The organism is Citrobacter sp. Igbk 14 (assembly GCF_028069825.1).
Classification (GTDB): domain Bacteria; phylum Pseudomonadota; class Gammaproteobacteria; order Enterobacterales; family Enterobacteriaceae; genus Citrobacter.
The window spans coordinates 20683-43778 of sequence record NZ_JANEWM010000023.1 but is presented as its reverse complement, the minus strand read 5'-3'; the positions used below and the strand labels follow the sequence as shown (position 1 = coordinate 43778).

At 53.8% G+C, this 23096-nt stretch carries 24 protein-coding genes and 1 other annotated feature; of the genes, 18 read left to right on the top strand and 6 right to left on the bottom strand.

What is annotated here, in order from left to right:
- Positions 1-6: 6 nt before the first annotated feature.
- The 4 genes from NNN64_RS11195 (at position 7) to NNN64_RS11180 (ending at position 4556) form a co-directional block, all read left to right on the top strand.
- Positions 7-1017, top strand: coding sequence for a hypothetical protein (locus tag NNN64_RS11195; RefSeq protein WP_271441435.1), 1011 nt, complete (start codon positions 7-9; stop codon positions 1015-1017).
- A 5-nt stretch (positions 1018-1022) separates the two neighbouring features.
- Positions 1023-2144: a BamA/TamA family outer membrane protein gene (locus NNN64_RS11190; RefSeq protein WP_271441451.1), complete on the top strand. Its 1122-nt coding sequence runs from the start codon at positions 1023-1025 to the stop codon at positions 2142-2144.
- Positions 2141-3265 carry a DUF4056 domain-containing protein gene (locus NNN64_RS11185; RefSeq protein WP_271441434.1) on the top strand — a complete coding sequence of 375 codons (1125 nt, stop codon included), beginning with the start codon at positions 2141-2143 and terminating at the stop codon, positions 3263-3265. Before NNN64_RS11190 ends, NNN64_RS11185 begins: the two co-directional genes overlap by 4 nt.
- 64 nt (positions 3266-3329) lie before the next feature.
- Positions 3330-4556, top strand: coding sequence for a DUF3748 domain-containing protein (locus NNN64_RS11180; RefSeq protein ID WP_271441433.1), 1227 nt, complete (start codon positions 3330-3332; stop codon positions 4554-4556).
- Position 4557: 1 nt separating this feature from the next.
- On the opposite strand, the gene NNN64_RS11175 is transcribed toward NNN64_RS11180, so the two are convergent.
- Positions 4558-4890 (bottom strand): YceK/YidQ family lipoprotein, encoded by a 333-nt coding sequence (locus tag NNN64_RS11175; RefSeq protein ID WP_170974358.1) that lies wholly within the window; start codon positions 4888-4890, stop codon positions 4558-4560.
- A 239-nt stretch (positions 4891-5129) separates the two neighbouring features.
- Positions 5130-5202 (top strand) — a sequence feature (ROSE (Repression Of Heat Shock gene Expression) occurs in the 5'-region of heat shock genes and acts as an RNA thermometer to modulate expression.).
- Between NNN64_RS11175 and ibpA the strand changes: the two genes are divergently transcribed.
- The 6 genes from ibpA to NNN64_RS11145 all read left to right on the top strand — a co-directional run bounded on the left by ibpA (position 5196) and on the right by NNN64_RS11145 (position 9380).
- Positions 5196-5609, top strand: a complete 414-nt coding sequence (gene ibpA, locus NNN64_RS11170; RefSeq protein ID WP_040231504.1) for a small heat shock chaperone IbpA — start codon at positions 5196-5198, stop codon at positions 5607-5609. (Overlaps the previous feature by 7 nt.)
- A gap of 94 nt (positions 5610-5703) precedes the next feature.
- Positions 5704-6132 carry a small heat shock chaperone IbpB gene (gene ibpB, locus NNN64_RS11165; RefSeq protein WP_005121488.1) on the top strand — a complete coding sequence of 143 codons (429 nt, stop codon included), beginning with the start codon at positions 5704-5706 and terminating at the stop codon, positions 6130-6132.
- Positions 6133-6256: 124 nt separating this feature from the next.
- The gene (locus NNN64_RS11160; RefSeq protein WP_271441432.1) at positions 6257-7918 is read left to right on the top strand and encodes a putative transporter; all 1662 of its coding nucleotides are present in this window, start codon (positions 6257-6259) and stop codon (positions 7916-7918) included.
- A gap of 235 nt (positions 7919-8153) precedes the next feature.
- Positions 8154-8501 (top strand): YidH family protein, encoded by a 348-nt coding sequence (locus tag NNN64_RS11155; RefSeq protein ID WP_005121491.1) that lies wholly within the window; start codon positions 8154-8156, stop codon positions 8499-8501.
- Positions 8491-8853 carry a DUF202 domain-containing protein gene (locus NNN64_RS11150; protein WP_137382181.1) on the top strand — a complete coding sequence of 121 codons (363 nt, stop codon included), beginning with the start codon at positions 8491-8493 and terminating at the stop codon, positions 8851-8853. Before NNN64_RS11155 ends, NNN64_RS11150 begins: the two co-directional genes overlap by 11 nt.
- Complete coding sequence (locus tag NNN64_RS11145) at positions 8850-9380, top strand: radical SAM protein (RefSeq protein ID WP_271441431.1); 531 nt, start codon at positions 8850-8852, stop codon at positions 9378-9380. Before NNN64_RS11150 ends, NNN64_RS11145 begins: the two co-directional genes overlap by 4 nt.
- Positions 9381-9392: 12 nt before the next feature.
- Here NNN64_RS11145 and dsdA read toward each other — a convergent pair whose 3' ends face one another.
- Positions 9393-10715 (bottom strand): D-serine ammonia-lyase, encoded by a 1323-nt coding sequence (dsdA, locus tag NNN64_RS11140; RefSeq protein ID WP_271441430.1) that lies wholly within the window; start codon positions 10713-10715, stop codon positions 9393-9395.
- 17 nt (positions 10716-10732) lie between these two features.
- Positions 10733-12070: a D-serine transporter DsdX gene (gene dsdX / locus NNN64_RS11135; RefSeq protein ID WP_271441429.1), complete on the bottom strand. Its 1338-nt coding sequence runs from the start codon at positions 12068-12070 to the stop codon at positions 10733-10735.
- A gap of 228 nt (positions 12071-12298) precedes the next feature.
- Between dsdX and dsdC the strand changes: the two genes are divergently transcribed.
- Positions 12299-13225, top strand: coding sequence for a DNA-binding transcriptional regulator DsdC (gene dsdC / locus NNN64_RS11130; protein ID WP_271441450.1), 927 nt, complete (start codon positions 12299-12301; stop codon positions 13223-13225).
- A 78-nt stretch (positions 13226-13303) separates the two neighbouring features.
- Positions 13304-14386, top strand: coding sequence for a cellulase family glycosylhydrolase (locus NNN64_RS11125; protein ID WP_271441428.1), 1083 nt, complete (start codon positions 13304-13306; stop codon positions 14384-14386).
- On the opposite strand, the gene emrD is transcribed toward NNN64_RS11125, so the two are convergent.
- The 3 genes from emrD to tisB form a co-directional block, all read right to left on the bottom strand.
- Complete coding sequence (gene emrD, locus NNN64_RS11120; protein WP_271441427.1) at positions 14313-15497, bottom strand: multidrug efflux MFS transporter EmrD; 1185 nt, start codon at positions 15495-15497, stop codon at positions 14313-14315. The two genes, NNN64_RS11125 and emrD, sit on opposite strands and share 74 nt — an antisense overlap.
- A 193-nt stretch (positions 15498-15690) precedes the next feature.
- Positions 15691-16524 (bottom strand): DMT family transporter, encoded by an 834-nt coding sequence (locus NNN64_RS11115; protein ID WP_271441426.1) that lies wholly within the window; start codon positions 16522-16524, stop codon positions 15691-15693.
- Between the two features lie 123 nt (positions 16525-16647).
- On the bottom strand, positions 16648-16737 hold the full coding sequence (gene tisB / locus NNN64_RS11110; RefSeq protein WP_003840643.1) for a type I toxin-antitoxin system toxin TisB: 90 nt from the start codon (positions 16735-16737) through the stop codon (positions 16648-16650).
- Positions 16738-17257: 520 nt separating this feature from the next.
- Here tisB and ivbL point away from each other — a divergent pair.
- The 6 genes from ivbL (at position 17258) to NNN64_RS11080 (ending at position 23033) form a co-directional block, all read left to right on the top strand.
- Positions 17258-17356: an ilvB operon leader peptide IvbL gene (gene ivbL, locus NNN64_RS11105; protein WP_003827118.1), complete on the top strand. Its 99-nt coding sequence runs from the start codon at positions 17258-17260 to the stop codon at positions 17354-17356.
- 107 nt (positions 17357-17463) lie between these two features.
- Complete coding sequence (gene ilvB / locus NNN64_RS11100; RefSeq protein ID WP_271441425.1) at positions 17464-19152, top strand: acetolactate synthase large subunit; 1689 nt, start codon at positions 17464-17466, stop codon at positions 19150-19152.
- 3 nt (positions 19153-19155) lie between these two features.
- Complete coding sequence (gene ilvN / locus NNN64_RS11095) at positions 19156-19446, top strand: acetolactate synthase small subunit (protein WP_003023914.1); 291 nt, start codon at positions 19156-19158, stop codon at positions 19444-19446.
- Positions 19447-19602: 156 nt separating this feature from the next.
- A complete protein-coding gene (uhpA, locus tag NNN64_RS11090; RefSeq protein WP_005121502.1) occupies positions 19603-20196 on the top strand; it encodes a transcriptional regulator UhpA in 594 nt (197 codons plus the stop codon).
- Positions 20193-21695, top strand: a complete 1503-nt coding sequence (gene uhpB / locus NNN64_RS11085) for a signal transduction histidine-protein kinase/phosphatase UhpB (RefSeq protein ID WP_271441424.1) — start codon at positions 20193-20195, stop codon at positions 21693-21695. Before uhpA ends, uhpB begins: the two co-directional genes overlap by 4 nt.
- A 9-nt stretch (positions 21696-21704) precedes the next feature.
- Positions 21705-23033: an MFS transporter gene (locus NNN64_RS11080; RefSeq protein WP_271441423.1), complete on the top strand. Its 1329-nt coding sequence runs from the start codon at positions 21705-21707 to the stop codon at positions 23031-23033.
- Positions 23034-23096: the final 63 nt, after the last annotated feature.

Sequence of the window (23096 nt, the reverse complement as noted above, 5' to 3'; positions counted from 1 at the left end):
TTCCTTATGACTAACACACGCATCCGCCTGGTGTTGATGACGTCTTCCTGTTTGGCTTTTCAAGCCTGGGCTGCGACGGATTCTGGCTCAACATTGACACCGCTGTATGACTATCAGGACGATGGTCAGGCTACTTCTTTGCCGACAAAACCCGCGGCTAAACCAACCGCAAGCCACTCTGTTTTGCCGTTTTTAGGTGAGGAGGCACGTAAACGTGGCTACGACCTGCCTGAGCCGTTTGGCGTGAATATTAACTACATGAATATCAGGCAAAATATTAATGTAGACAGTATTAATTTCAACGGTCTCTCCCTGCGCGGTCACTCATTGGATAACGCGTTTAAAATCAACGTTGGCAATACCCGAGAGAGAAGTAAAACCGAAACCTTAAAACTGGATGCCTGGCTACTGCCTTTTATGAACGTCTATGGCCTGATTGGCTATACCGACGGGCACTCTGTTTCGCAGATAGGTGTAGGAATCAAAGGACCACGTAAATACCGCACACCAGCCAATTTGCAGAATCTGGCATTTCAGCTCGACTTTAAAGGCACAACCTACGGTGTAGGAGCGACTCTGGTTGGCGGAGTGGGCAACTGGTTTACGGCTTTTGATGCCAACTATACGCAAACGCAGTTCGATATCCTTGATGGCAGTATTAATGCCTTTACCGTCTCTCCGCGTGTAGGTTATCGCTTTACCACTCCCGGCGTGGAGGCCCTGCACATGCCATCCGGCAAGTTAAATCTGTGGGTGGGCAGCATGTATCAGGATGTGCAGCAAGAATTTAGCGGCAGCCTGAACGATCTCACAATGCCTTCTGCCGCACTGCAAAAAATGGTGGATATTGCGAACAAGGATGGCAATGGTCGCTTCGATGTTAAACAGCACCTGCAATCACCCTGGAATGTGCTGGTAGGCGCGCAATATGAGTTGACCCGCAACTTTAATATCACCACCGAAATTGGCTTTGCCGATCGTAATAGCTTCTTTGCTGCGGGAGAGTATCGTTTTTGACGCGCATCGGCCTGCTTCTGTTTTTCTGCCTGTTTGCCGGATACGTTCAGTCGGCGCTGCCGACCCGTAACGAGGTTGACGGCTGGCTGAATAAACTGGGCGCCAGCGATAACTTTAACGCCAGTAAAGGTATCGACTGGGGAGTGATGCCTGGGCCGTTTTATACCCCGGAACTGGGGTTGGGGATCGGTACGGCGGTGGTGGGGATGTATCGACCCGATCCGAACGATACGGTGAGTCAAAACTCGACGCTGACGCTGAGCGGTTACTTTAGCTCAACGGGGGCTTTTGGCATCACAATGCAGAATTATGCATTTTTCGCCGACGATCGCTGGCGTTTCTTTCTTAATGGCGCATTAACAGATACCCCAACCTACTACTGGGGACAGGGTTTTAGCGCCGGAGATAAAGATAGCCAAAAACAGCAATATACCGCTCAGGTCCTGGATTTGCGTCCAACGCTATACCGGCGGATAGCACCTAACATCTATCTGGGACTCGGCTGGTCGCTGAATACTCAGCATGCTGCGCAAATGGACGACAACGACCCTCCGAAAATTGAAAACACGCCGCAGGGGGCATCGGTTCTCAGTTCCGGTAGTAGCGTGGAATTGAGTTGGGACGATCGTGATTTCGTCCCTAATCCGCGTAAAGGACAGTATGCCGATGTGCGCTACACCCGCTTTAATCCGGAGGTGGGGAGTGATACCCGGTTTGATGAATACCAGTTGCATTACAGTCGTTACCACTCGCTGGACGATAAAAACGTGCTGGCATGGGAGGCGGATGGCACGTTTACCCGGGGATCGGTGCCGTGGAGCATGATGCCGCTGCTCGGTAGCAATCAACGCATGCGCGGTTATTACGAAGGGCGCTATCGGGATAAGAATGTCGTCAGCGGACAACTTGAGTATCGCCGCAAGCTCGATTGGCGGCACGGCGTGGTCGGTTGGCTGGGCGCAGGTACTATGGGGCCATCATTTAGTGCGCTGGACGACGGACGTTGGCTGCCCTCGGCAGGAGTCGGTTATCGCTTTGAATTCAAGCCGCGCGTCAACGTACGCCTGGATTATGGCATCGGCAAAGGCAGCAGCGGTTTCTATTTTCAGGTTGGAGAGGCATTTTGAGCAGATTGCTGAAAACCACGTCGTTACTGGCATTACTTCTCGCAGGCAGTGCTGGGGCGGTATTACCGGTGGCATTAGATCTGGCTCCGCAGGCAACAGCGAGGGCAACCACCGCGTGGCCTGCTATGCCGCCACAGCCACTGCCTAAAGGGTTACGTCCTTGCTGTGCATTTGGCTACAACTTGCATGCGGAATTTCTGGGCATGCCGGTACCGTTTTATCAGCTGGATAACGTGGTCCCGGCAGGCCACCTTGGATTGCATCAGTACAACGATAGCATGCTGGCCGGGCTGGAAAACCTGAGCGGTTTAAGCCGTGAGAATAACGGTATTCTCTATACCGCCCGTGGCGGTTTTATTGATACCGCCCACGTTCGTGATACCGCTGATATGACGGTCTATATCTTTAGTCAGATCCTGCCGAAACTGGGGCAGGCTTTTACGCTCGATCTGGATACCGAACTGGCCCAGCGCCGGTTGGTGTTTAATGCCTTTACACCACCAACCGATCCAGTCGCGCGATATACGCTGGCAGCCTGGCTGGCCGCTCATCTGGCTTTTCAGGTCGCGGAGTGGCATGAAATTGCGCAATGGTACGGTTTTGAGTCTGTTCCCGGATTTTCTGAAGGTGTTTCTGCTTTTTCGCCAGAAGATCTTTACTCCAACCTGCTTGGTGCCCGCCTGGCGGTGTCACTGATTCTGGAGGGGCAAACGGTTTCTCAGGGGGTTTACGAGGTGGCGATGGGAACGGCGCTTCGGCAGGCACTTGTCCATCTTGGCGCTCAGTCGCCGGAACTCACCCGTTTCCATTTCGATATGCTGGACGGTCGCTGGTGGAACAGTCGGCGTCGGGTGCCGGAAAAATATCTGGTACTGCGGCGTAACTATCAGATGGGGGATAATCGTTTGCCGACACGCGTGCCCGGCGAGCAAGCTGTTCTGCAGCGACTGGCGCTGCCGCACCACTGGCAGGGCGTTGATCTTAATGCTGTCGGAGAGCTGCAACTGTGGCCGGGTACAGCAATGGAGCGGTTACCGCCGCCCATTCGTTACTACACCTTCGAGGACTTCCCCGCTTTGGCAGTGAACGCTCAGCAAGCTGATGCGCTTGCGGCCCGCTAAAGGCTTATGGGATACGCGCTGTGCGTGGTAAAAAGGAGCGGTATTTTTTGTCCGGGACACCGCCATGAAACAAATCACCTTTGCAGCGCGTAATCATCAGCTTACCAATATCAACACCTGGACACCGGACAGCCAGTGGCTGGTCTATGATGTGCGTCCTTCCGGTGCGTCATTTACGGGTGAAACCATTGAGCGAGTGAATGTGCAGGATGGTGAGGTTGACGTCATTTACCGTGCTACACAAGGCGCACATGTCGGCGTGGTGACCGTTCATCCTAAGTCTGAGCAGTATGTCTTTATTCATGGACCAGAAAACCCAGATGAAACATGGCATTACGACTTTCATCATCGCCGTGGTGTGATTGCAACCCAGACCGCAGTGGCGAATCTGGATGCGATGGATATTACCGCGCCATATACCCCAGGCGCGCTGCGTGGCGGTAGTCATGTGCATGTCTTTAGTCCGAACGGTGAGTTTGTTAGCTTCACCTACAACGACCATGTGCTGCATGAGCGTTCTCCGACACTGGATTTACGTAACGTTGGCGTGGCTGTTCCCTGTGGCCCGGTGACTGTGTCAGCAGATCACCCGCGTGAGTACAGCGGTAGCCGCTGGTGTGTGCTGGTCAGTCAGACAACGCCGAAGCCCAAACCGGGCAGTGATGAGATTAACCGTGCTTATGAAGAGGGTTGGGTAGGAAATCATACGCTGGCCTTTATCGGCGATACGTTGTCTGTCAGTGGCGAAAAAGTACCGGAACTGTTTATCGTTGATTTGCCACGCCATGAAAGCGGCTGGAAACAGCCTGGCGATGCACCTCTGGAGGGAACGGAAGCAACAATGCCTGCGCCACCAGCCGGCATCGTTCAGCGACGCCTGACGTTTACTCACGATCGCGCCTTCCCGGGGCTGGTGAATCAACCGCGCCATTGGGTACGCAGCAATCCAAAGGCATCCGAAATTGCGTTTCTGATGCGCGATGACAACGGTATCGTGCAGTTATGGCTCATTACCGTGCAAGGGGGGGAGCCGCGTCAACTAACCCGTAGCGCCACGGATATTCAGTCGGCATTCAACTGGCATCCGTCGGGGCGATGGTTGGGATTTGTGCTGGAAAACCGAATTGCCTGCTGCGATGCGCAGACGGGAGAGATTGAATTTTTAACGACCAGCCATGGCAACCCACCTTCAGCAGATGCGATTGTCTTCTCTCCTGATGGCCGACAGGTTGCCTGGATGGAAGACGTCGACGGTTTCCGCCAGCTATGGGTGACAGAAACCGGACGTTAACTTAAGGCGCAGGCATTTGAGCTGGGGGGATAACGGCGTTGGTGGCTTGCGTTTTCTCCTCGCTCTTTTCTACGCGAGATCGGACCGAGTTATCTTTGCGAAAGAGATCCCACGGGAGCAGTACCGTATCCAGAACCGCAGTAAAAGGCATATCCAGAATAGCTAACGACTTTGTTCCCCAGTTCGTATCGCTATCGCCAATCATTGTGGCGCTGGCACGGGTGCCTGGATAGGTCCCTTCTTTCCCTCCGGTATGTGACATCACGCTGGAGCAGCCGCTTATAAAAACCATCCCGCTGCACATCATCAGTGTTAACACCATTTTTTTTATCATCATTATTTCATCTGCTAATCATCGTGTTTGCATGGTGAGTTAAAGCGATCCGTTGCGAAAATAACATCACCATCTTGTCGCAATGTGGCGGCAATCGCGATTTAACGATAACGACTGCTCCCCCCAGTGTATGCAATAGACAACAAACTGCAAAAAAAGTCAGAGGAGTACGCTTGAAAAGTTTGTATTAAGACCCATTTTTAGGGTGTAGACAAATGAAGGGCATGCCTGATGGGTGTCCTGGCTACCTGACCTGTCCAAGATGGAAGGTCCAACATTCTCGCTGATTTCAGGAGCTATTGATTATGCGTAACTTTGATTTATCCCCGCTATACCGTTCTGCTATTGGATTTGATCGTCTGTTTAACCTGTTGGAAAACAACCAGGGCCAAAGCAATGGTGGCTACCCTCCGTACAACGTTGAGCTGGTAGACGAAAACCATTACCGCATTGCAATTGCCGTTGCGGGCTTTGCTGAAAGCGAGCTGGAAATTACCGCTCAGGATAATTTGCTGGTGGTGAAAGGCGCGCATGCGGACGAGCAAAAAGAACGTACTTACCTGTACCAGGGTATTGCCGAACGCAATTTCGAACGCAAGTTCCAGTTAGCGGAGAACATCCACGTTCGCGGCGCAAACCTGGTAAACGGTCTGCTGTATATCGAGCTTGAGCGCGTGATTCCTGAAGCGAATAAACCGCGCCGCATCGAAATCAACTAATTTATCTGTCGGGCCGCTTGCGCGGCCCCGCGAAGCACAGGCTTGCCGTCAGGGAGCCGAAAGGTACTTACTCGCTTCTTAGAAGGAGAATATTATGCGTAACTACGATTTATCCCCACTGCTGCGTCAATGGATCGGTTTTGACAAACTGGCCAATGCATTACAAAACGCCGGTGAAAGCCAAAGCTTCCCACCCTATAACATCGAAAAGAGCGATGATAACCACTACCGCATTACCCTTGCGTTAGCCGGTTTCCGCCAGGAAGATTTGGATATTCAACTGGAAGGCACACGTCTGACCGTAAAAGGTACGCCGCAGCAGCCGGAAAAAGAGACCAAATGGTTGCATCAGGGGCTGGTCACTCAATCATTCAGCCTGAGCTTTACGCTGGCTGAAAATATGGAAGTCTCCGGTGCAAGCTTCACCAATGGCTTGCTGCATATTGATTTGACCCGTAATGAGCCTGAAACCATTGCTCCACAACGTATCGCCATCAGCGAACGTCCCGCATTAAATAGCTAAATAGCTCCAAGCCTTTGCCCCGCCAGAAATGACGGGGCTTTTTTGTGCTTTACCACCCATACATTGCGCCTGTACTCTGCGAGAATCCATTTACTTAATGATGTTATTCACAGGGAACAGAAGAATGAGTGATATAGCATTGACGGTCAGCGTTCTGGCATTGGTGGCGGTTGTCGGGTTATGGATCGGCAACATTAAAGTACGGGGCGTTGGTTTTGGCATCGGAGGCGTGCTGTTTGGCGGTATCATCGTCGGACACTTTGTCGATCAGGCAGGGATGACCCTGAGCGGCGATATGCTGCATTTTATTCAGGAATTTGGCCTGATACTCTTCGTCTATACCATCGGCATCCAGGTCGGGCCGGGTTTCTTTGCTTCACTGCGTGTTTCGGGACTGCGTCTGAACCTGTTTGCAGTGCTGATCGTAATTATCGGGGGACTGGTCACCGCGCTTCTGCATAAGATCTTCGCTATTCCGCTGCCCGTGGTGCTGGGGATCTTCTCCGGCGCGGTCACTAATACGCCCGCACTGGGTGCCGGGCAGCAAATTCTGCGCGATCTGGGTACGCCGGGGGATGTGGTCGATCAGATGGGGATGAGCTATGCCATGGCTTATCCTTTCGGTATTTGCGGTATTTTGCTCACGATGTGGCTGATGCGCCTCATTTTCCGCGTGAACGTGGAGTCCGAGGCTCAGCAGCATGAATCAACCCTGACCAACGGTCATACGCTGATTCAGACGATGAACATTCGTGTTGAAAACCCGAACCTCAATAATATGGCGATTCAGGATGTCCCCATTCTGAACAGCGACAAAATCATCTGTTCACGCCTGAAGCGAGATGAAACGTTAATGGTGCCGTCGCCGGGGACGATTATCCAGATGGGCGATCTGCTCCACCTGGTCGGACAGCCAGGCGATCTGCATAATGCGAAGGTGGTGATTGGGCAGGAAGTGGACACTTCACTGTCAACGCGGGGCACGGATTTGCGCGTTGAACGTGTCGTTGTGACCAACGAAAAGGTGCTTGGCAAGCGGATCCGCGACCTGCACTTTAAAGAACGTTACGACGTGGTGATTTCCCGTCTGAACCGCGCGGGCGTTGAACTGGTCGCCAGCAGCGATGCCAGCCTGCAATTTGGCGATATCCTGAATCTGGTGGGGCGACCTTCGTCGATTGATGCCGTTGCCAATGTTGTGGGTAACGCACAGCAAAAACTGCAGCAGGTGCAGATGTTGCCGGTGTTTATCGGGATCGGGCTTGGGGTTTTGTTGGGTTCAATCCCGCTGTTTATCCCCGGTTTCCCGGTGGCATTAAAACTAGGGTTGGCCGGTGGACCACTGATTATGGCGCTGATTTTGGGGCGTATTGGCAGTATCGGTAAGCTGTACTGGTTTATGCCTCCCAGCGCGAACCTGGCGTTGCGTGAGCTAGGTATTGTGCTCTTTCTCGCGGTGGTTGGGCTGAAATCCGGCGGCGATTTTGTGAATACGCTGACGCAGGGCGACGGTCTGAGCTGGGTGGGCTACGGTATTTTCATTACCGCCATTCCGCTGATTACTGTCGGTTTACTGGCACGTATCTTTGCCAAAATGAACTATCTGACGCTGTGCGGCATGCTGGCAGGGTCGATGACGGACCCTCCTGCGCTGGCATTCGCTAACAACCTGCACGCCACCAGTGGCGCAGCCGCTCTCTCCTACGCCACCGTTTACCCGTTGGTGATGTTCCTGCGCATTATTACTCCGCAACTGCTGGCGGTGCTCTTCTGGGGATTAGGTTAAAACTGACCTATCCAGCCAGCATATCCAGGAATGCCTGATGCGCTGCGCTTATCAGGCCTACATCTGCATCGTTCACTGTAGGCCGGATAAGACGTCAGTCGCCATCCGGCATCACCAAGCACATCTCTCTTTTCCATTGTCTCATCACATTACGCTCCCTTTCGTTTGCGAATCAGGTTCATACTCCTTCCCTGTTCCGGTATAACGACCAGACAATAATATTGAAGGAGTCGTCATGAAGATTTCCCGCCTTGGGGAAGCGCCGGATTACCGCTTCTCACTGGCAAATGAGCGTACGTTTCTGGCGTGGATCCGCACTGCGCTGGGTTTTCTGGCGGCGGGCGTTGGTCTTGATCAACTGGCCCCGGACTTTGCTACGCCGGTCATCCGTGAGGCACTTGCTTTGTTGCTGTGTCTGTTTGCAGGGGGGCTGGCGATCTACGGTTATCTGCGCTGGTTGCGAAATGAAAAGGCGATGCGTCTGAAAGAGGATATGCCGTACACCAACAGCCTGCTGATTATCAGCGTTATGTTGACGCTTGTGGCGGTGATTGTTATGGCGCTGGTGCTGTATGCCGGATAGTCGTAAGGCTCGTCGCCAGTCCGATCCTGGTCTACAACCGGAACGGACATCGCTGGCCTGGTTTCGTACGTTGCTAGGCTATGGTGCACTGATGGCGCTGGCGATTAAGCATAACTGGCATCAGGCGGGAGCGTTATTCTGGGTTTCGATAGCTGTGCTGGCAATTGTGGCGATTATTCTCTGGCGCTACACCCGCAGCCGTAACCTGATGGATGTTACGCATAGCGATTTTTCTGAATCTCGCGCGGTGCGTGACAAATTTATGATCTCCCTCGCGGTGTTATCCCTTGCAATACTGTTTGCTGTAACACACGTTCGCCAACTTATCGTATATATCGGGAATTTTGCATGACAGTATGTGAGGACATGGATGTTAGTGAGGGTATTTTAAAGGTGGTGATTGATCACCAGAAGAGTTTACAACCTATTGAACTGTACCGTGATTTACGACAAGGAGATGTTCGCCTCGTACAGTTTATCCCGCTGATTAAGCGCGATGAAGCAGGCAACCTGACGGCTGAATCTGTCACACCAGAAGGGTGGGGGCAGTTTTTAAATACGATATTTGATATCTGGGTTCGTGAAGATATTAATCGGGTATCTATTCAGCTTTTTGATAAAACGCTGCGTCGATGGTGTGGACTGGCGGTACAAATGGAACGGCAATCGACCTTACCGCAGAGCGCGCGTTGCCGGTCATGTTCCTTATCGCAATTTTACCGTGGTGATTGCCCGGTGCATGGGGATATTCACGGGGAAAACGTGCTGTGTGCGGGATATCAGGCCTTCTTTGAACACTCATCACCCCATATGCGCGTCATGCGCGATCTGATTAAACAGCATCGCTCACCGATGGAGCTGATGGCGATGCTGCGTTGAGATCAGCGGGGGTTAGCGTCCTTTTGCCAGGTATTGCGCCATTTCGGCCTCAGGAACCATACCGCCGCCGGTCGCCCATACCAGATGAGTGGCGTTTTTGAGCTGTTCTGCACTGAATCCATGCATCTGCTGGTAATCCGTGGAGGCACAAACGTGTTGCGGACCAGCCATGCCAGCCAGTGCTGACGGCTCAAGACGAATACCTTCCTCCTGTGCCAGCCAGCCCAGCATGTCATACATGGTCTGGTCTTCCAGCGTGTACAGACCGTCGAGCAGACGTTCCATCGCCCGGCCTACAAAGCCCGATGCGCGACCGACTGCCAGCCCATCTGCCGCCGTCAGGTTGTCGATGCCGATATCCTGCACGGAAATCGTGTCGTGCAGTCCGGTGTAAATCCCCAACAGCATGCACGGTGAATGAGTCGGCTCTGCGAAGAAGCAATGAACGTTGTCACCGAATGCCAGCTTCAGACCAAATGCCACCCCGCCAGGGCCACCACCCACACCGCACGGCAAGTAAACAAACAGTGGATGGTCAGCATCTACCACACGTCCCTGCTGGGCAAACTGGGCCTTCAGGCGCTGTCCGGCAACCGCATAACCTAAAAACAGCGTGCGAGAGTTTTCATCGTCGATAAAGAAACAGTTCGGATCGGACTCTGCCGCCTTACGCCCTTGTTCAACTGCCACACCGTAATCTTCTTCGTACTCCACAACGGTAACGCCGTGGCTGCGCAGCTTAGCCTTTTTCCATGCGCGCGCGTCGGCAGACATGTGTACCGTCACCTTAAAGCCGATGCGGGCGCTCATGATGCCGATAGACATCCCCAGGTTGCCGGTTGAACCTACCGCGATGCTGTACTGGCTAAAGAACTGTTTGAACTCGGGCGAAAGCAGCATGCTGTAATCATCATTTGTCGTCAGCAGACCTGCTTGCAGTGCCAGTTTTTCGGCGTGTGTCAGCACTTCATAAATACCGCCACGGGCTTTGATTGAGCCAGAAATTGGCAGGTGGCTGTCTTTCTTCAGCAGAATTTCGCCGTTGATAGGCTGTCCGTACTCTTTTTCCAGCCGCTTCTGCATGGCGGGAATGGCGGTCAGCTCAGACTCGATAATGCCGCCGGTCGCCGCCGTTTCCGGGAAGGCTTTTGCCAGGTACGGCGCGAAGCGCGTCAGACGGGCGTGGGCGTCCTGAACGTCGTGCTCAGTCAGGCCAACATACGGTAAACCTTCCGCAAGAGAGGTGGTGCCAGGGTTAAACCAGGTCGTTTCCTTGAGAGCGACCAGATCTTCCACTAAAGGATACTGGGCGATAAGTGTTTGAATGTTTTCCATAGTCAGTCTCGTTGCGCTTAGATAATAAAGGAAAGCAGGAATGTGCACGCCAGTGCAATAACGGACGCGATAAATGTCGCGGTCGTATAGTATTTGAACGTCTCATTCAGAGTGGCTCCGCAGTACTGCTTCACCAGCCAGAAGAGGGAATCTGTAACGATTGTGCAGCCAATTGCACCGGAACCGATGGCAATAGCGATGATTTCCGGGCTGACGTTTGGGTAAAGCGGTAGCATAGGGGCCACAATCGCTGTCGCACCCATCATGGCAACGGTGGCTGAACCCACTGCAGCATGCAGGATCAGTGCTACCAGCCATGCCAGCAGAATCGGGTGCATGTGCATATTCGAGAGGATCAGCGCGAGGGTATCCGCCAGCCCACTGCTTTTCAGGATAGCGTTGAATGCGCCGCCTGCGCCGATAATCAACAGAATATTGGCTATGGAGCCAAAACCATTTTCGGTATGCGTCAGTAGCGCGCCCATGCCGATATGCTGACGCAAACCGAGGATGTAATAGGCCACGAAAACGGCGATAAACATCGCGGTGATTGGGTTACCAATAAACTCCAGCAGCGTATAAACCGCGCTGCCTTTCGCCATATTCAGCTCAGCGACGGTCTTCATCAGCATCAGGCCAATCGGCAGCAGCACGGTAAACAGCGTAGCACCGAGCGATGGCAGTGTACTTTCGTCGCGAACCTTCAGGTCGGAAAACTCAGCCGGAACCGGTTTAAACGGCAGACGGTTGCCGAGAAATTTCAGGTATAGCGGCCCGCCGATAAGCGAAGCCATCAAGCCAACCAGTAAACCATAAACAATTACGGTGCCAATATCCGCGCCCAGCTTGTTCGCCACAAACAGGGCGGCCGGATGTGGCGGTACCACGCAATGTACAGCCATCAGCGCAGTACACAGCGGGATCGCCAGTTTCAGCAGTGAGGTGTTGGTTTTTTTAGCAATAGAAAAAGCCAGTGGGATCAACAACACCACGCCGACTTCGACAAACAGTGTGATGCCGCAAATCAACCCGACCAGTACCATAATGACGTCAGCCGAAAGCCAGCGACAACGCTGCAACGTCAGACCGATGCGTTCCGCCGCGCCGGATACTTCCATCATTTTGCCGAGAATGGTACCAAGACCGATAACGGCAGCGAGAAAGCCCAGCGTACCGCCTATGCCACTCTCAATGGCGTTGACCATATCCAGCGGTCCCATGCCCATCATCGTACCCACGAAGAAGCTGGCTAACAGCAGTGCCAGAAACGGGTGGAATTTGAACTTCACGATGGTCAAAACGATTAATACGATGCTTATCAGCAGCGTACTCACAACCCAGATTTGAGAGTGCATAACTCACCTTGCCCTGTGATTAATATAGGGGTATTGGACAAAAATAAGGCACAGTCTGACAAACGATAAAAATCCCCTTTCACATGAGCCAGATTGAATCAAATGAGTGATTTACATCTAATTACGCATTATTTATGCGATATGGTTCACCTTGATTCACCTTTATGCTGATTTTTACAGCGGTTTTTTTTACACTCCGGCGAATAATTCAGGATGAAAGAGGTGAATATGGACCCCCTTCGTGAAGTCAGAAATCGGCTGCTCAATGGTTGGCAACTCTCAAAACTGTATACCTTTGAAGTGGCGGCCAGACATCAGTCGTTTGCGCTGGCGGCAGACGAACTTTCCTTAAGCCCCAGCGCCGTCAGCCACCGAATTAATCAGCTTGAAGAAGAGTTGGGGATTCAGCTGTTTGTTCGCTCTCACCGCAAAGTGGAGCTCACTCACGAAGGTAAACGGGTGTTCTGGGCGTTGAAATCGTCGCTGGATACGCTGAATCAGGAAATCCTCGATATCAAAAACCAGGAACTTTCCGGGACGCTCACTGTGTACTCACGCCCCTCCATCGCACAGTGCTGGCTGGTTCCGGCGCTCGGTGATTTTACCCGTCGCTATCCGTCGATATCTCTGACCATGCTGACTGGGAATGACAACGTCAATTTGCAACGTGCCGGGGTTGATCTGGCCATTTATTTTGACGATGCCCCCTCTGCACAGCTCACGCACCATTTCCTGATGGATGAAGAGATCCTGCCGGTATGCAGCCCGGACTATGCCCGTCGTTATGACCTTACGGGGTCGTTAGTGAATCTGCCGCACTGCACGTTGTTGCACGATAGACAGGCATGGAGTAACGACTCCGGGACCGATGAATGGCACAGTTGGGCGCAGCATTTTGCCGTGAATTTGCCGACATCATCAGGTATCGGCTTCGATCGTTCTGATTTAGCGGTCATTGCGGCGATGAACCATATCGGCGTAGCGATGGGACGAAAGAGACTGGTACAAAAGCGCCTCGACAGCGGGGAACTGGTCGCGCCTTTCGGTGATATGGCGCTGAAATGCCATCAACACTATTACGTCACCACGTTACCCGGCAGGCAGTGGCCAAAAATCGAGGCATTTATTGGCTGGCTGCAGGAGCAGGTTAAATAAACGGGCCGCGAATATTTTTTACGCTTTCTCTCTACACCAGGTATCAAAAATCATGCTAAATACGTGATATCACACCTGATGATTTGCGTAAGGACGACCGTGTTAAAGCCGATTGTTTCCCTCTTACTGTTAGCCAGTGCCGCCGTGTATGCCGCACCCCCTGCGCTGACGGCGGCGTTGTATGCACAGCAGCTTGGGGTTGGAATGGACGTCGATTGGGCTCGCACCGATCGCGGTATCCGCGAGTTCGATCCGCTGGTGGTACGGGATTTCAAGGCGAAGGGGATCTCTCATGTGCGTATTCGTGTGGCGGGTGAGCCAACAGAAGCCAGACTCATCCATTTGCGCAAGCTGGTAGAGGCTTGCGAGCAATACGGCGTGATCCCGATTATTGCTTATCAGGCTGATGAATATAAAAAAGACCCCAATAGCGGCAATGAAAAAGAGGTGGTTAACTGGTGGGTAGCGGTGGCGCATTACTTTGGTCAAAGTTCGCCGTTGCTGGGCTTTGACCTGATTTATGAGCCTGCCGATAAGCTTAATCACAATCAGACTTCGCTCAATCGGGTGTATGACAAAACCATTCGTACTATCCATGCCATCGACCCGCAGCGGATGATTTTCATTGCGCCGCGCCTGCGCGCGGCACCGGAAGATTTGCCTAATCTGAAATTACCGCCGCAAAGCCAGAATACCGTTCTGGCTGAATGGCATATCTTCCCGTGGGGGCCGCTAAAAAATAACGGTAAGTACCCCTGGACGTCGGGGACTGCGGCAGAAAAAGCCGCCATTCGCGCCCGTATTAATACGGCTATTCACTGGCAACAGAAAACGGGGCACGTCAGTTGGGTGGGGGGCTGGTCACCGGGAGAAACCATCAAAAATACGCCTTCTGCCGCGCAAACTGCATTTGCACGGTTTATGGCATGTGAACTGCGCAAGGCAAAAATCCCCTATGCAATCAATGCTGATACGCAGTTTTATGATGGTGAAGAAGGTGCCTGGCGTCCCGCACTGGAGCCGTTGATTAATACGATGATTGCGCCTGAATGTGAAAAGCCCGGCGATAAGCCGGGCCATCATGCGCTTAAACCGCCTGTCCCTGATGCGACACGCGTGACGCCAGCGGCAGCCAGCACACAAAAATCAGCAGCCCCATAAGGGTCATCAGCAGCCCGAGGCTGGCTTGTCCGGTCTGCGGTAGCATCGCGGAGAGCCACGCCAGCACGCCAGAGCCAATGTTCTGTAAGCCTCCAACCAGCGCGCCGGCAGTACCTGCCAGGAACGGGAAAGGTTCCATTGCGCCGCTGGTTGCCAGTGGGAACAACATCCCCGCACCGAAGAAGAACAACGCGGCAGGAACCAGCAGTGTCCAGACGTTCATCACATCAAACAAACCTGGGATCCACATCATCAACCCGGCAACCAGACAGCAGGTAACCGACTGCCACATTAGCGTTGAAAATCGCTTGTTAGGGCGACCGGCGAACCATGCGCCGAAAAACGCCGCCGGAATAGGCAGAATAAACAGGATACTGACCGCCATGCTGCTTAAACCCAGCACCGCGCCCATCAATACCCCAGAGCAGGCTTCGAAGACGGCAACGCCTGCCAGTCCGCCGATCAACATCAGCACATAACAAGTGAATGCGCCGTTGCCAAACAGGGTTTTGTAGCTGGCAATCAGCCGTGGACGTGGCGCGCCAGCAGGCCGTGTTTCCGGCATCCAGCGCGCCATGCTAAATGTGACGCCTGCACACAGAATCAGCAGAAAAATATAGCAAGCGCGCCAGTTCCACAGCGTATCCAGCATGCCGCCAATCAGCGGTGCCAGCAGTGGACTGACCAGGATACCCATATTTAACAAACTATTCGCGTGACGAAGCTGAGTACCTTCATACAGGTCTCGCGGTAGGGTTCGCGCCATCACACCGCCAACGCCCGTGCCCATCCCCTGGATGGCACTGGCGATGATCAATACCGTCAGACTATGGGTAGTAATGGCGACCAGCGTAGCCAGCATAAAAATAGACATCCCGGCGAGGATCACCGGGCGACGACCTACGCGGTCGGAAAGCGGGCCGTAAAACAGTTGTGACACGCCGTAGGTCAGGAGGTAGGCAGCCATTACGCTTTGCACCGCGCCTTCGCGAACGTTCAGTTCACGCGCCATATCAGCAATCGCAGGGATATAAATGGTTTGCGCCATCTGACCCACCGCCACCAGTAATACCAACATCAACAACAAATTGACGCTTCTATGCCTTTTCATTTCGCTGATTACTTTTCAAATGAAGAAAAAATAAGAATAAGGTGCTGCACTTTCCCATAAATGCGCGTGGAATCTACCACAACAGAAAAAGAAGGCCAGATAGTGGGCTGGAATGTTTCAACGATGAACGGCAGGAAATGTAAACAAATAGCGGCAACAAATGTTGCCGGATTGCATCAGGTCGACAGCGCGATTATGACAAACGTAGCAATACTGCGCCGGCGGCAATACCTGCGGCCGCGATAAGGCGTACTCCGGCGACTTTCTCTTTTAGCAGCAACCAGGCGAGCAGTGCGCCAAACAGAATGGATGTTTCACGCAGTGCGGCTACCACCGCCAGCGGGGCCTGAGTCATCGCCCACAGTGCCAGCCCGTAAGAGCCCATGGTGCCAATACCGCCAAGAATACCTTTCTTCCACTGGTGTGCCAGATAGCGGGAGGCTTCGCGGCGTCTGGCAATCATCGCCCAGCTCAACAAGCAGGAGCCGTTCAGGAAGAAGGTCCAGAGCGTGTAGCCCAGAGCAGTCTCTGAAAGCCGAACACCGGTGCCATCAACCAGCGTATAGCCGGCAATAAAACAGGCATTGATGAGCGCCAGAACGATCCCTCGTTGTGAACTGCTGCGTCCGTTAAATGCCATGCCGAGGATCGCCAGGCAGATTGTGGCAATCCCCACCCAGGCCAGCATTGACAGACTATCGCCGAGAAACAGGACGCTGATGATAGCGACCAACAATGGGGCGGTGCCGCGCATGATGGGATAGGTCTGGCTCATGTCCGAAACCTGATAGGTTTTGGCAACCAGGACGGTGTACACCACCTGTAATGCGGTTGAAATCGCCAAAAATGGCAGGCTGGCGGCAGAGGGTTGGGGGGCGAAGGGCAAGAGAATCAGAGCCATAATCGCAGCCGAGCCGCTCACGCTGATAGCCGAGTACAGCTTGTCATTTCCTGCTTTAACAATGGCGTTCCAGCTGGCATGAAGCAGCGCGGCGAACAGTAAAATGCAGAAAACAGAAAGAGTCATAGCGGTATTCTTCCCTGAGAATGTCATAAAAACGTAACATATTGGCGCGACACAAGCACCTGGGAGAAGGTGAAAGGGGAGCAGGTGACAACCCGCTCCCCTTAAGTGCGACTTGAATCTGAACTATTTTATATACTTCAGAACAGCATCAAGCAGTTGCAGTGCTGCAACGATGAGTTTGAGGATAAGAATAGCGATATCCACGAGGCTCATACGCTCTCCTTTTGGTACAAGGAGCACGGTGCTGGCGTACCTCGCCGCTGCCTGTTGCCAGCACCTTTGTTGACGTAACACAGTGTGCTCACTTCGGGGGTTAAGGCGCTGACGGCACCACCCGTTTCAGCCAGGACTTTGTTGCACCGGTAAAACAGCGGCCCCCTCGCGCACTGCGAACATTCACAGTATAGATAAATACTGTATGTATGAACAGTATTTTATGGACAAAATCCGCAAAGCGATCCATACTCAGAAACGTCAAAATCCGTACCTTAAATTGCGCGTTCGTTCCCGATCGCGTATACTTCTTGCGTTGACGTAACACAGTGTGTTCTGCGGTTACCAGCCGCAAACCCTGAAAAAAACCTCGCCCCGGCGAGGTTTTTTGTTTTTACATTGCGTACAGCTAAACGTGATCTTTGACGCATTTTTGCGCAGATGAAAAATTTTCCATTGTCACGCTGAAAAACCTGTGTTTGTATAAATCCTGTTAACCAACAAACAGACAAGGTCCCTAATGAACCCTTCCATGCTGACTGCGACCCTACTAAAAACTGCGCCATCTCGCGCAGCGGTCGTCGTGCGTGTGGTGGTGGTCGTCGGCAATGCGCCGTAGGGTCCGGAACAACACACGATTCCAAAACCCCGCCGGCGCAAACCGGGCGGGGTTTTTCGTATAAGAGACCTGCCCGGAGCAAAGGCCCAGAATAAAAGGACTGGAGCATGGCAAGTTCGGGCATCACATCCAAGCGTACGCGCTTTACGGGCGCAGAATTCATCGTTCATTTCCTGGAACGTCAGGGAATTAAAGTCGTCACCGGTATTCCTGGCGGCTCAATTCTCCCCGTCTACGACGCCTTAAGCCAAAGCACGCAAATCCGTCATATCCTGGCGCGCCACGAGCAGGGTGCGGGGTTTATCGCCCAGGGGATGGCACGAACCGAGGGTAAACCTGCGGTGTGTATGGCCTGTAGCGGGCCGGGGGCAACTAACCTGGTTACTGCTATCGCCGATGCGCGCCTGGACTCTATTCCGTTGGTGTGTATCACCGGGCAGGTTCCGGCCTCTATGATCGGCACTGACGCCTTCCAGGAAGTTGACACCTACGGCATCTCTATCCCCATCACCAAACACAATTATCTGGTTCGCCATATCAATGAATTACCGCAGGTCATGAGCGATGCCTTCCGCATTGCGCAGTCAGGACGCCCAGGCCCGGTGTGGATAGACATACCTAAGGACATTCAAACAGCCGTATTTGACATTGAAGAGATGCCGGAGCCTGCAAAAAAAGCCCCTGCGCCAACCTTTAGCGCGGACAGCGTTCGCGATGCTGCCGCCATGATCAATGCGGCACAACGTCCGGTGTTGTATCTCGGCGGCGGCGTGATTAACGTACCTGAGCGCGTACGTGAGCTGGCGGAAAAAGCGATGCTGCCCACCACCATGACCTTAATGGCGCTGGGCATGTTGCCAAAAGCGCATCCGCTGTCGTTAGGTATGCTGGGCATGCACGGCGCACGCAGCACTAACTTTATTCTGCAAGAAGCTGATTTATTAATTGTTCTTGGCGCACGTTTTGATGACCGGGCGATTGGTAAAACCGAGCAGTTCTGCCCGAATGCAAAGATTATCCACGTGGATATCGATCGTGCCGAGCTGGGTAAAATCAAACAGCCGCATGTGGCCATTCAGGCGGATGTGAATGAGGTGCTGGAACAGCTGATCCCATTGATTGAGGCGCAGTCGCGCGACGCGTGGCATCACATGGTGGCGGATTTGCAGCGTGAATTTCCATGTACCATTCCACAGGAAAGCGATCCGCTCAGCCATTATGGGCTGATTAACGCCGTTGCGGCTTGCGTAGACGATAGCGCCATCATCACTACTGACGTGGGTCAGCATCAGATGTGGGCAGCGCAGGCCTACCCGCTGAATCGCCCACGTCAGTGGCTGACGTCTGGTGGTCTGGGGACCATGGGCTTCGGTCTGCCCGCAGCGATTGGTGCGGCGCTGGCGAACCCGGACAAGAAAGTGCTGTGCTTCTCCGGTGACGGCAGCCTGATGATGAATATTCAGGAAATGGCGACTGCCAGTGAAAATCAGCTGGATATTAAAATCATCCTGATGAATAACGAAGCGCTGGGTCTGGTGTATCAGCAGCAGAGCCTGTTCTATAAACAAGGCGTGTTTGCTGCGACCTATCCGGGGATGATTAACTTTATGCAGATTGCCGCCGGTTTTGGTCTCGAAACCTGCGATTTAAATCATGAAGCGGATCCACAGGCGGCGCTGCAGGAGATAATCAATCGTCCAGGACCTGCGCTGATCCACGTACGTATTGATGCAGAAGAAAAAGTGTACCCGATGGTACCGCCGGGTGCGGCAAACACTGAAATGGTGGGGGAATAAGCCATGCAACAGCAGACTCATGACAACGTAATCCTGGAACTCACCGTACGCAATCACCCGGGTGTAATGACCCACGTTTGTGGACTGTTTGCCCGCCGTGCGTTCAACGTGGAAGGTATCCTCTGTCTACCGATTCAGGACAGTGATAAGAGCCGTATCTGGCTATTGGTGAATGACGACCAACGTCTGGAGCAGATGATAAGCCAGATCGACAAACTGGAAGATGTGGTGAAAGTGGCGCGCAACCAGTCTGATCCCTCAATGTTTAACAAAATTACCGTCTTCTTCGAGTAATCCGCTCAAGGCAGAGGCCGCTTGAAGGATGACGTGTATATCGTTAAGGTAATCGCCTTTGCTGGATGGCGGCATTCATGCCTTGTCCGGCCTACCTTCTTGTAGGCCAGATAAGCGCAGCGCCATCAGGCGTTTTCCAGCACCAGGACATAACCCATGATTACCGTTGCCCTTATCGACGACCACCTTATCGTCCGTTCCGGGTTTGCCCAACTGTTGGGGCTGGAACCCGATTTGCAGGTTGTGGCTGAGTTTGGCTCAGGTAGCGAGGCGCTGGCAGGATTGCCAGGGCGCGGCGTGCAGGTCTGTATCTGCGATATCTCCATGCCTGACATTTCCGGCCTCGAACTGTTAAGCCAGTTGCCAAAAGGCATGGCGATTATCATGCTCTCCGTCCACGACAGCCCGGCGCTGGTGGAGCAGGCGTTGAACGCAGGGGCGCGAGGCTTCCTCTCAAAACGCTGTAGCCCCGATGAGCTGATTGCCGCGGTGCGTACCGTGGCGACTGGCGGCTGCTATTTAACGCCGGACATCGCCGTCAAACTGGCGGCCGGGCGTCAGGACCCGCTAACCAAACGCGAACGTCAGGTGGCGGAAAAACTGGCGCAAGGGATGGCAGTCAAAGAGATTGCCGCCGAACTGGGCTTGTCACCAAAAACGGTGCACGTCCATCGCGCCAATCTGATGGAAAAGCTGGGCGTCAGTAACGACGTTGAACTGGCGCGGCGGATGTTTGACGGCTGGCAATGAATAGCGTCTTTTCGCGGTGTATCACCGTTGTCGCCTGTTTTTTTATCTTCTCTGCCGCATGGTTTTGCCTGTGGAGCATCAGCCTGCATCTGGTTGAACGCCCGGAGCTGGCAGTGCTGCTGTTTCCATTTGGCCTGCGCCTGGGGTTGATGCTGCAATGTCCGCGCGGCTACTGGCCGGTACTGTTGGGTGCGGAATGGCTGCTTCTGTTTTGGCTGGCACTGGAAGTGGCACTGTCCCATCTGCCACTTTTGGTGATCGGTAGCTTTCTCACCTTACTTCCCGTCGCACTGACCTCACGTTTCCGCCATCAGCGTGACTGGCGCACATTGTTATTACAGGGGGCAGCACTGACCGCGGCGGCATTGCTGCAATCGCTACCATGGCTTGGGCAAGGTGAAGAGGCCTGGACCGTGCTGCTGCTGACGCTCACCGGCGGGTTAACGCTGGCGCCGATCTGCCTGGTATTCTGGCACTATCTGACCAGCACCACCTGGCTGCCGCTGGGACCTGCGGTGGTTTCTCAACCCGTAAACTGGCGCGGACGGCATCTGGTCTGGTATCTGCTGTTGTTCAGTGTCAGCCTGTGGTTGCAGTTGGGTCTGCCGAATGAACTGTCACGCTTTACGCCGTTTTGCCTCGCGCTGCCGATCATTGCACTTGCCTGGCACTATGGCTGGCAGGGGGCGCTGATCGCTACGCTAATGAATGCCATCGCGCTGATTGCCAGCCAGACCTGGCACGACCATCCCGTCGACTTGCTGCTCTCCTTGCTGGCGCAGAGCCTGACCGGTCTGCTGCTCGGCGCGGGTATTCAGCGCCTGCGTGAACTCAACCAGTCGCTGCAAAACGAGCTGGCACGTAATCATCGTTTGGCGGAGCGTTTGTTGGAAACCGAAGAAAGCGTGCGCCGCGACGTGGCACGTGAACTGCATGATGACATTGGGCAGACCATTACCGCGATTCGTACTCAGGCCGGTATCGTTCAGCGGCTGGCTCCGGAAAACGTGGGCGTGAAGCGCAGTGGGGCGCATATTGAGCAGCTTTCACTCGGGGTATACGATTCGGTACGTCGCCTGTTGGGGCGTTTACGCCCGCGCCAGTTAGATGATTTAACCCTGGAGCAGGCTATCCGTTCGTTGATGCGGGAAATGGAGCTGGAAAGTCGCGGTATCGTCAGCCACCTCGACTGGCATATTGATGAATCAGAACTCAGCGAGAGTCAGCGGGTGACGCTGTTTCGCGTCTGCCAGGAAGGACTGAACAATATTGTTAAGCATGCCAATGCCAGCGCGGTGACGTTGCAGGGCTGGCTACAGGATGAGCGGTTGATGCTGGTGATTGAGGACGATGGCAGCGGCCTGCCGCCGGGTTCGAATCAGCAAGGATTTGGCCTCACCGGGATGCGCGAGCGCATTACGGCCCTCGGCGGTAAGCTTTCGATATCCTGTACGCACGGTACGCGGGTCAGCGTCTCTTTGCCTCAGCGTTATGTGTAAGGAATGGCAATGTTTCAGTTTCTAAAAGCCCCGGCGAATGCGCCACTCATTACCAATAAAAGTGAGGTAGATGCCCGTTATCGCTACTGGCGGCGGCATATTCTGACCACCATCTGGCTTGGCTACGCGCTGTTTTATTTCACGCGCAAAAGCTTCAACGCGGCGGTGCCGGATATCCTGATTAGCGGTGTACTGACCCGCAGCGATATTGGCCTGTTGGCGACGTTGTTTTACATCACCTACGGCCTGTCGAAGTTTGTCTCTGGTATCGTCAGCGATCGCTCCAACGCCCGCTATTTTATGGGCATTGGTTTGATTGCAACCGGCGTGGTAAACATCCTGTTCGGTTTCTCGACCTCGCTTTGGGCCTTTGCGTTACTGTGGGCATTGAATGCGTTCTTCCAGGGCTGGGGATCGCCGGTATGCGCCCGTTTGCTGACTGCCTGGTATTCGCGTACCGAGCGCGGTGGCTGGTGGGCGCTATGGAACACCGCGCATAACGTCGGCGGGGCGCTGATCCCGATGGTGATGGCGGCGACGGCGCTGCATTATGGCTGGCGTGCAGGAATGATGATTGCCGGAATACTGGCGATTGTGGTGGGATTTTTCCTGTGCTGGCGATTGCGCGACAGGCCGCAGGCGATTGGCTTACCTCCGGTTGGCGACTGGCGGCACGATGAGTTAGAAATTGCCCAGCAGCAGGAGGGCGCAGGCTTAACCCGCAAAGAAATTCTCACCCGCTATGTATTGCTGAATCCCTACATCTGGCTGCTGTCGTTGTGTTATGTGCTGGTGTACGTGGTACGTGCAGCGATCAACGACTGGGGTAATCTGTACATGTCAGAAACGCTGGGGGTCGATCTGGTGACCGCCAACACCGCGGTGACCATGTTTGAACTGGGCGGGTTTATCGGGGCTCTGGTGGCGGGTTGGGGGTCAGATAAGCTGTTCAACGGCAATCGTGGGCCAATGAACCTGATTTTTGCCGCCGGGATTTTGCTCTCAGTCGGTTCGCTGTGGCTGATGCCGTTCGCCAGCTACGTGATGCAGGCGGCGTGCTTTTTCACCACCGGATTCTTCGTCTTTGGCCCGCAAATGCTGATTGGTATGGCGGCGGCAGAGTGCTCGCATAAAGAGGCGGCGGGCGCAGCAACCGGGTTTGTCGGGCTGTTTGCCTATCTGGGCGCTTCACTCTCCGGCTGGCCGCTGGCGAAGGTGATGGAGGTTTGGCACTGGACCGGTTTCTTTGTGGTGATCGCTATTGCGGCGGGAATTTCCGCGCTGCTGCTGCTGCCGTTTTTAAACGCCCAGGCCCCGCGTGATCTCAACGAAGCGTGATGCACCTCACCTTTTTGCCCCGAGTGGGGTAAAACTAAGAAATTTTCCCGGTTTCACCTGGAC

Excerpts from the sequence above, each read along its gene's own strand:
- NNN64_RS11195 (WP_271441435.1), top strand. The coding sequence starts at position 7 with ATGACTAACACACGCATCCGCCTGGTGTTGATGACGTCTTCCTGTTTG.
- NNN64_RS11180 (WP_271441433.1), top strand. The coding sequence starts at position 3,330 with ATGAAACAAATCACCTTTGCAGCGCGTAATCATCAGCTTACCAATATC.
- NNN64_RS11175 (WP_170974358.1), bottom strand. The coding sequence starts at position 4,890 with ATGATAAAAAAAATGGTGTTAACACTGATGATGTGCAGCGGGATGGTT.
- ibpA (WP_040231504.1), top strand. The coding sequence starts at position 5,196 with ATGCGTAACTTTGATTTATCCCCGCTATACCGTTCTGCTATTGGATTT.
- ibpB (WP_005121488.1), top strand. The coding sequence starts at position 5,704 with ATGCGTAACTACGATTTATCCCCACTGCTGCGTCAATGGATCGGTTTT.
- NNN64_RS11160 (WP_271441432.1), top strand. The coding sequence starts at position 6,257 with ATGAGTGATATAGCATTGACGGTCAGCGTTCTGGCATTGGTGGCGGTT.
- NNN64_RS11155 (WP_005121491.1), top strand. The coding sequence starts at position 8,154 with ATGAAGATTTCCCGCCTTGGGGAAGCGCCGGATTACCGCTTCTCACTG.
- NNN64_RS11150 (WP_137382181.1), top strand. The coding sequence starts at position 8,491 with ATGCCGGATAGTCGTAAGGCTCGTCGCCAGTCCGATCCTGGTCTACAA.
- NNN64_RS11145 (WP_271441431.1), top strand. The coding sequence starts at position 8,850 with ATGACAGTATGTGAGGACATGGATGTTAGTGAGGGTATTTTAAAGGTG.
- dsdA (WP_271441430.1), bottom strand. The coding sequence starts at position 10,715 with ATGGAAAACATTCAAACACTTATCGCCCAGTATCCTTTAGTGGAAGAT.
- dsdX (WP_271441429.1), bottom strand. The coding sequence starts at position 12,070 with ATGCACTCTCAAATCTGGGTTGTGAGTACGCTGCTGATAAGCATCGTA.
- dsdC (WP_271441450.1), top strand. The coding sequence starts at position 12,299 with ATGGACCCCCTTCGTGAAGTCAGAAATCGGCTGCTCAATGGTTGGCAA.
- NNN64_RS11125 (WP_271441428.1), top strand. The coding sequence starts at position 13,304 with ATGATTTGCGTAAGGACGACCGTGTTAAAGCCGATTGTTTCCCTCTTA.
- emrD (WP_271441427.1), bottom strand. The coding sequence starts at position 15,497 with ATGAAAAGGCATAGAAGCGTCAATTTGTTGTTGATGTTGGTATTACTG.
- NNN64_RS11115 (WP_271441426.1), bottom strand. The coding sequence starts at position 16,524 with ATGACTCTTTCTGTTTTCTGCATTTTACTGTTCGCCGCGCTGCTTCAT.
- tisB (WP_003840643.1), bottom strand. The coding sequence starts at position 16,737 with ATGAGCCTCGTGGATATCGCTATTCTTATCCTCAAACTCATCGTTGCA.
- ivbL (WP_003827118.1), top strand. The coding sequence starts at position 17,258 with ATGAACCCTTCCATGCTGACTGCGACCCTACTAAAAACTGCGCCATCT.
- ilvB (WP_271441425.1), top strand. The coding sequence starts at position 17,464 with ATGGCAAGTTCGGGCATCACATCCAAGCGTACGCGCTTTACGGGCGCA.
- ilvN (WP_003023914.1), top strand. The coding sequence starts at position 19,156 with ATGCAACAGCAGACTCATGACAACGTAATCCTGGAACTCACCGTACGC.
- uhpA (WP_005121502.1), top strand. The coding sequence starts at position 19,603 with ATGATTACCGTTGCCCTTATCGACGACCACCTTATCGTCCGTTCCGGG.
- uhpB (WP_271441424.1), top strand. The coding sequence starts at position 20,193 with ATGAATAGCGTCTTTTCGCGGTGTATCACCGTTGTCGCCTGTTTTTTT.
- NNN64_RS11080 (WP_271441423.1), top strand. The coding sequence starts at position 21,705 with ATGTTTCAGTTTCTAAAAGCCCCGGCGAATGCGCCACTCATTACCAAT.